Origin of the sequence: Cupriavidus sp. BIS7, assembly GCF_000292345.1 — a bacterium.
Taxonomy (GTDB): Bacteria; Pseudomonadota; Gammaproteobacteria; order Burkholderiales; family Burkholderiaceae; genus Cupriavidus.
On sequence record NZ_ALOU01000055.1, the window covers coordinates 1 to 6,917 of the forward strand.

Annotated in this window: 5 protein-coding genes; 3 read left to right on the forward strand and 2 right to left on the reverse strand. The window is 60.5% G+C overall.

Annotated elements, in window-relative coordinates; translation table 11 throughout:
• A partial coding sequence (locus B552_RS27740; protein ID WP_035880081.1) for a paraquat-inducible protein A occupies positions 1-428 on the reverse strand: 428 nt, incomplete at its 3' end.
• A gap of 388 nt (positions 429-816) precedes the next feature.
• On the opposite strand from B552_RS27740, the gene B552_RS0119045 reads away from it, so the two are divergent.
• Positions 817-1,455, forward strand: a complete 639-nt coding sequence (locus B552_RS0119045) for a TetR/AcrR family transcriptional regulator (RefSeq protein ID WP_237718278.1) — start codon at positions 817-819, stop codon at positions 1,453-1,455.
• Positions 1,456-1,468: 13 nt separating this feature from the next.
• Here the strand turns inward: B552_RS0119045 and B552_RS0119050 are convergent, their stop codons facing one another.
• Positions 1,469-2,182 (reverse strand): TetR/AcrR family transcriptional regulator, encoded by a 714-nt coding sequence (locus B552_RS0119050; protein WP_019450648.1) that lies wholly within the window; start codon positions 2,180-2,182, stop codon positions 1,469-1,471.
• A gap of 373 nt (positions 2,183-2,555) precedes the next feature.
• Between B552_RS0119050 and B552_RS0119055 the strand changes: the two genes are divergently transcribed.
• Both B552_RS0119055 and B552_RS0119060 read left to right on the forward strand, forming a co-directional pair.
• Positions 2,556-3,668 (forward strand): efflux RND transporter periplasmic adaptor subunit, encoded by a 1,113-nt coding sequence (locus B552_RS0119055; protein ID WP_035880079.1) that lies wholly within the window; start codon positions 2,556-2,558, stop codon positions 3,666-3,668.
• The gene (locus B552_RS0119060; RefSeq protein ID WP_019450650.1) at positions 3,665-6,718 is read left to right on the forward strand and encodes an efflux RND transporter permease subunit; all 3,054 of its coding nucleotides are present in this window, start codon (positions 3,665-3,667) and stop codon (positions 6,716-6,718) included. Before B552_RS0119055 ends, B552_RS0119060 begins: the two co-directional genes overlap by 4 nt.
• Positions 6,719-6,917 lie beyond the last annotated feature (199 nt).

The following is a 6,917-nucleotide window of genomic DNA, read 5'->3' on the forward strand; positions in this document are numbered from 1 at the left end:
TCGAAACCGGGTGGTCTGCGGTGTTTCGCCATCGGCACGAGCAGGTAGCACATCATGAGTAGCTCCGCCAGCGGAAGCAGGATCGTCGTGGCGAAGATGAGCACGGCCACCAGTGCCATGTCATCCGCGTACAGTGCCTGTACAGCGCCCCATAGCGTGGTCTCCATGCGCGATCCCTTGAGTTCCATGATGACAATCGGGTACGCGTTCGAGATCAGAAACAGGATCAGGGCGGTCACCACGAGCGGCAGCAGCCGACGATAGGCACGCGAACTGTCGCGATAGAGCGCGCCGCCGCAGCGTAGGCAGGCGGCACGTTCGCCTGGTTTCAGGGTCACACGTGCATGGAGTGCGTCGCAATGCTCGCACGCGACCAGCCGGTGCGAATCCTGTAGCCGAACTGGCGGCGGGAAGTGGTTCTGATGCACGGAGTGTCCTGGGTCTTCGGCCTCGTTGCAGGAGGCAGGCAGTGCGTGGGCGCAACGTAATCTTTCAAGATTCCCGCATTCTGCCTCATATTGACTTTCATGTCATCATGACAATATGCATCTTATAAGGACTGCAACGAGCACCACTGATCGTCGTGGCGGAGACACTGCGCGACGCGGCGCACTCAATGCCGGTTACGGACGGCGCGGAGCTTGTCCGTATCAAGGAGGGGGGATGTTTATGGCTTACGCCATGTTGTCGGCGTTGTAGCGGCAGATTGATATAATCGCCTCGTCACTTAAGGTCCTCTAACTGAAGATGCCTGCCGATACTGATCCCAAAGACCACCGCCCTCGCGTTGCTGCTGAACGGCGTGCGCGGATGCGCATGCGCCTCATTGAAAGCGCAATGATCGTCTTTGCGCAAAGGGGTACCGGCGTCAGCGTAATCCCTGAAGTCATCGCGGCAGCTGGCGTCTCTCAAGGTTCCTTCTACAACTACTTCCGTACTAACGACGATCTGCTGGTGGCGGTCAGCGAAGCGCTCAGTCATGACATGGTGCAAATGATCGAGAGCGTGGTCGGCGAGATCGAAGACCCGGCGTTGCGTGTTGCAACGGGTATTCGCTTGTATCTCCACCTTGCGCGGTCCTACCCTGTTGTGGCGCAGTTTCTTTCCAGTACGGGCCTGAGTGTAGTTGGCAAAAAAAGTGCCGTGTACGAGTACCTGCCCTCGGATATCAAGGAAGGCCTGAAGACGGGCACGTTTGACGAGACGTTGGCCGATGTTGCATTGGACCTGGTAACCGGCGCTGGGGTAATTGCCGTTCACCGTATGGCCACGGGAAGAACGACTAAGGACTACCCAGAGCAGATCGTCCGGGGAGTGTTGCGGTCGCTCGGCGTGTCTGCATCGCGTGCCAACAAGCTAACCTCCTCGTCTTTGCCAAAGCTGGTAGCTTCGCCTGAATCACTGCTCGAAAAGGCACAGGAGAAGCTCGCCGCCAAGGCCGAGCCCTCCAGCTAGCGAGTGCAAAGCGCTACGGCGCATCGCTGATCGCTTCGGCGAGCAAGTCGTCGAACAGCACTTCGCTCGCATCGAGCGGCGACCTGGATATCGCATCGGCCGCCGCTTCCTCTACGCCTAAGGCGCGCAACGCCACGGCAGCGGCGAGCTCCGAAAAATCATCGCGACATTCGGTTTCAAGCATGCGGTGCATCGCACTCATTGCGGCGCCGGCAACGATATTGAACCCCAGGGCGATCGGCATGCGCTTGAAGCGATTGCGTCGAACCCCTTCCTCTATGTCCCTGCGGACAAATTCCAGCATATTGGGTGCCTGGTAACCAGCCCAGCCAAGCCGGCCAAGAATTCCAGCTACAGCCGGCTGGTGTATCGCAAGAATCGACGCCAACCGGATCCCCCTGGCAATGTGCTCGGCCGGGTCGTCATGGCCACACACAATAGGGTCAGCCACCTGCACCCACTGTTCAGCAATCTTCTCGACAAGCTCCCGCAGAATCGCGTCAGACGATGGGAAGTACTTGTAGAACGTGCCCCGTGACACCCGCGCAGCCGAAATGATGTCGTCGATGGAAGGCGAGGCGGTGCCATTCTCTACCAGCAAACGCAGCGCACTGTTCAGCAACAGCGAACGCATACGCTGCCGCCGCTTTGCCGCAACGCGCTGACGGTGGTCAGTCGCTTCCCACGGTTCCATTTCAGCTGCGAACCTCTTCTGTATCGGGGTCATTGATCTGTTCTCTCCTTATGGTCAATAAGCTCGACGTGACCGCACGCGCCGGCTTCCCTGCGTCTTCGATCTTCGTCGACCGCATCACTCCGCACATTGCACTCGGCCTCGCACATCCTCCTCGCGGTCGCGCGCCTTCTTCGCCTCACGTGGTGCCTGGCACATCGAAGTTGATTTGCTTCCGCGCTTGAACTAAATTGTACGTCATCATGACACATACGTCAGTATGATGTATATTCCGGGCTCATCGGAAGGGCGAAAGCCCGACCATGCCTGCCGTCACTGATGCCAGCACGAGGCCGCGGAGCGGACTCAGTAGCGTGAACTGCTGATGACTCGCAGGCGAGCGACGGACCTTACTGGAGGGCAGAAATTGAACGGGAATTATCGAGCGGCGGCTCTTACCATCATCGCGGCGCACCTGCTTGCCGCCTGTACACCGGGCCCCGCATCCAAACACGAAGACATAAGGCCAGTGCGGACAGTGGTCGCGGGACATACGCCAGGTTCGGTCGGCGCGACCTACTCAGGCGAGATTCGTGCGCGTTACGAAAGTCAGCTGGGATTCCGCACAGCTGGCAAGATCGTCGCGCGTATGGTGGAAGTGGGTAGCCATGTCAAGCGCGGCCAGCCGCTGTTCCAGCTCGATCCGACTCAGGAGACGCTGCAGGTGGCCGCGGCGGGTGCGGAGGCTGATGCAGCAAGGAGCCGGGTAGCTCAGGCGCGAGTGGACGTTCAGCGTACCGAGCAACTCCTCGCGCAGAACTTCGCCTCGCAAGCCGAACTGGACCAGCAGCGGCTTGCGCTTAACCAGGCGGAAGCACAACTGCGTTCTGCCCAGGCGCGCCAGCAGCTGAATGCCAATCTGCGCGGCTTCACCACGCTTGTGGCCGACCGCGATGGCGTGGTCAGCGCAATCAACGCGGAAGCCGGCCAGGTGGTCGCGGCCGGACAGTCGATTGCCACCGTTGCGGCCGATGGTGAACGCGAGGTCTCGATCAGTATTCCGGAATCGCGAGTCGACGAACTGCGTAAGGCGCCGACGCTGATGATCACGGTGTGGGCGCATCCGGGCAAATCCTGGACGGGCAAGCTCCGGGAGCTTGCGCCGGACGCGGACAGCGTCACCCGCACCTACTCCGCACGCATTTCCATCCAGGACGCTGATCCGGACCTCCTGCGATTAGGCATGACAGCGTCTGTCGTCGCACCCGACGTGGACGGCAGTGGCGTGGTCCGCGTGCCACTGACGGCCATTGTCGATCATGAACACAGCCGACAGGTGTGGGTGGTTGACCCGAAGACGTCGCGGGTGATCGCACGTGAAGTCAAGCTGGGTGCCGCGCAGAATGACAACGTCATCGTGGTTGGCGGACTGGCGGGCGGCGAGACCGTGGTGAGTGCCGGCGTGCACATGCTGCAAGCTGGTCAGCAGGTGAAAGTGGCCGAGGCGGTGTCCGTTGCCAAGGCGGGAGGTGCGAAGTGAAAGGCATCAACCTGTCCGAATGGGCGTTGAAGCACCAGCAGATGATCGCATTCCTGCTGTTGCTGCTGTCCGCGGCTGGCCTGCTGGCCTACAGCAGCCTGGGCCAGAAGGAAGACCCCGAGTTCACGATCAAGACCATGGTCGTGCAAGCGTACTGGCCGGGAAGTTCCGCGCAGCAGATGGCCGACCAGGTCACCGACAAGATCGAGCGAAAGCTGCAAGAAGTCGCGGAGATCGACTATACGTCCACCTATGTGAAGCCGGGTGAAACGCAGGTCAAGGTCAACCTGCGCGAGGACGTACCCCCGCGCGCCGTGCCGGATGTCTGGTACCAGGTCCGCAAAAAGATGGGGGACATCAAGCAGACCCTGCCACAGGGCACGCAGGGCCCCTTTTTCAACGACGAGTTCGGGGACACCTTCGGTAACCTCTACGCCATCACAGGCGACGGCTTTGACTATAACGATCTGCGACGGATTGCGGACGCCGCACGTAACGAGTTTCTGCGTGTCGACGACGTCAACAAGGTCGATCTTGTAGGCAAGCAGGAGCAGAAGATCTATGTGGAAGTTTCCACCGCCAAGCTCGCTTCGCTGGGGATCGACCCGGCACTGATCGCGTCGACGCTCGCGCAAACCAATGTCGTGACATCGGGCGGGACGGTGCAAACCACCGCGGAACAGGTGCGGTTGGCTGTCAGTGGCGAGTTTGACTCAGTCGAAGGCATTCGGGCCATCGGCATCCGCGCCGGCCAGCGCACCTTCCGCCTTGGCGATATCGCAGACGTCCGTCGCGAATTTGTGGAACCGGCTACCTCGAGGATGCGCTTCAACGGCAACGAGGCGATCGGATTGGCCGTGAGCATGCGCAAGGGCGGCGACGTGATTCGGCTTGGCACCAAGCTGGACGAAACGCTCAAGCGTATCGAGTCCAATTTGCCGGTCGGCGTGCAGATCCACGCAGTCAGCGACCAGCCGCATGTCGTCGAGCACTCCGTATTCGAGTTCAAGAAGAGTCTGGCAGAGGCAGTAATCATTGTGCTCGTTGTCAGCTTCCTGTCGCTGGGCTTGCGGACCGGACTAGTCGTCGCGCTCAGTATCCCGCTCGTGCTGGCCATGACATTCCTGGCCATGTACGTGATGGGCATCGACTTGCAACGCATCTCGCTGGGTGCGCTGATCATTGCGCTCGGACTGTTAGTGGACGACGCCATTATTGCCGTCGAGATGATGGCACTGAAGCTGGAGCAGGGTTGGGACAAATTTCGTGCCGCCACATACGCTTACACGGCTACCGCTTTCCCGATGCTCACCGGCACGCTGATCACAGCGGCTGGATTTCTTCCGGTCGGCTTTGCCAAGTCCGGTACGGGCGAGTATGTGTACTCCCTGTTCGAGGTGGTGGGCATTTCGTTGGTGCTGTCATGGATCGTGGCCGTCCTCTTTACGCCTTACATCGGCTTCAAGCTATTGAAGGAGCATGCGCACGCATCGCATGACGAGGAAGCGGTCTACCAGCGCGGCTTCTATGTCAAGTTCCGCCACTTTATCGACTTCTGCCTGAGGCAACGCGTGTGGGTCATTGGCATCACGCTCGCCGCGTTCGTGGGCGCACTGGTGCTGTTCAAGGCGATACCCCAGCAATTCTTTCCGGCGTCTGACCGGGCCGAACTGATCGTTGACCTGTGGATGCCCAGGGCCGCTACTTTCGACGCGAGTCAGCGCGAGGTCCAGGCGCTGGAGGCCCTGCTCAAGGGCGATCCGGACATCGCAGCAGTGACCAGCTTTGTTGGCAATGGTGCGCCACGCTTCTATCTGCCGCTTGATGTGCAGACACCCAATCTGAACCTGGGTGAAATGCTCGTGATGACGAAGGGCGGCGAGGCACGGGAGCGGGTGAAGGAGAAGCTCGAGAAGCTGTTCGCCGAGAAGTTCCCGAATGTGCGTGGCCGCGTCAATCGACTGGAGAACGGTCCGCCTGTCGGTTACCCGGTGCAGTTCCGTGTGTACGGGCAAGACAACGCCAAAATTCGAGCAATCGGGCAGCAGGTCGCAGACATCATCAGTGAAGAGCCTCACGTCCGCCAGGTCAACCAGGATTGGGGCGAGCGCATCAAGCGCGTGCAAGTCGACGTCGACCAGGACAAGGCGCGTGCACTGGGCATTAGCTCAGGCCAGATCAAACAAGCCCTTGAGGCGTCGCTGTCGGGCACGCCGATCACGCAGTTCCGCGAGGAAGACCAAGGCATTGACGTGGTCTCGCGCCTCGTCGCGGCGGAACGGACGGACCTGAACAACCTGAAGGACGCCAAGATCTATGTGCGCGACGGCAAGTTCGTGCCGGTCTCGCAAGTGGCCCGGCTCACGCTCGACAGTGAAGACAGTGAACTGTGGCGGCGCAACCGCGTGCCAACGCTGACCGTTCGTGCCGATATCGCGGGGGCGCAGGCACCTGACGTCACACGTGTGCTGCAGCCGAAGATCGACGCGCTGGAGAAGGATCTCCCGCTCGGCTATGGCATTGAGATCGGCGGCGCTTACGAATCGAGTGCGAAGGCCCAGCGTTCCGTTTTCGCGGTGATGCCTGTGACGATCATCGCGGTGCTCGTGCTGCTGATGATTCAGCTGCAGGACATGAAGAAGATGGCGATGGTTCTGATGACCGCGCCGCTCGGGCTGATCGGTGTGAGCGCGATCATGGCCGCGTTCCAGATTCCGTTCGGTTTTGTCGCCATGTTGGGCGTCATCGCCCTCGCTGGAATGATTATCCGCAACTCAGTGATCCTGGTCGTACAGATCGATCAGGACGTGCGCGCAGGTGTCGCATTGTGGACGGCTATCGTCGAAGCGGCAGTGCGGCGACTGCGTCCGATCGTACTGACTGCCCTGGCAGCGATTCTGGCGATGGTGCCTCTTACCCATTCCGTGTTCTGGGGCCCCATGGCGTGGGCAATCATGGGAGGGCTCGCCGTTGCCACGGTGCTGACGCTCGTCTTCCTTCCCGCTTTGTATGCGACCTGGTACCGGGCCAAGCGCCCCGCGACCGTCTGATCGCAAGTGTGACGTTGAGAGTTATTTCGATGAAAAGATTGAGTATGGCCCTGCGGGCCGGGCAGGTAGCCTTGGGCTGCATGCTTCTCCTGAGCGCTGGAGAATCAGGCGCTATCGATCTCGTGGGGGCCTATGAGCAGGCATTGGCGCATGATCCGACCAGCCTTGCTGCAAATGATGCGCTCACGGCGGGGCGCGA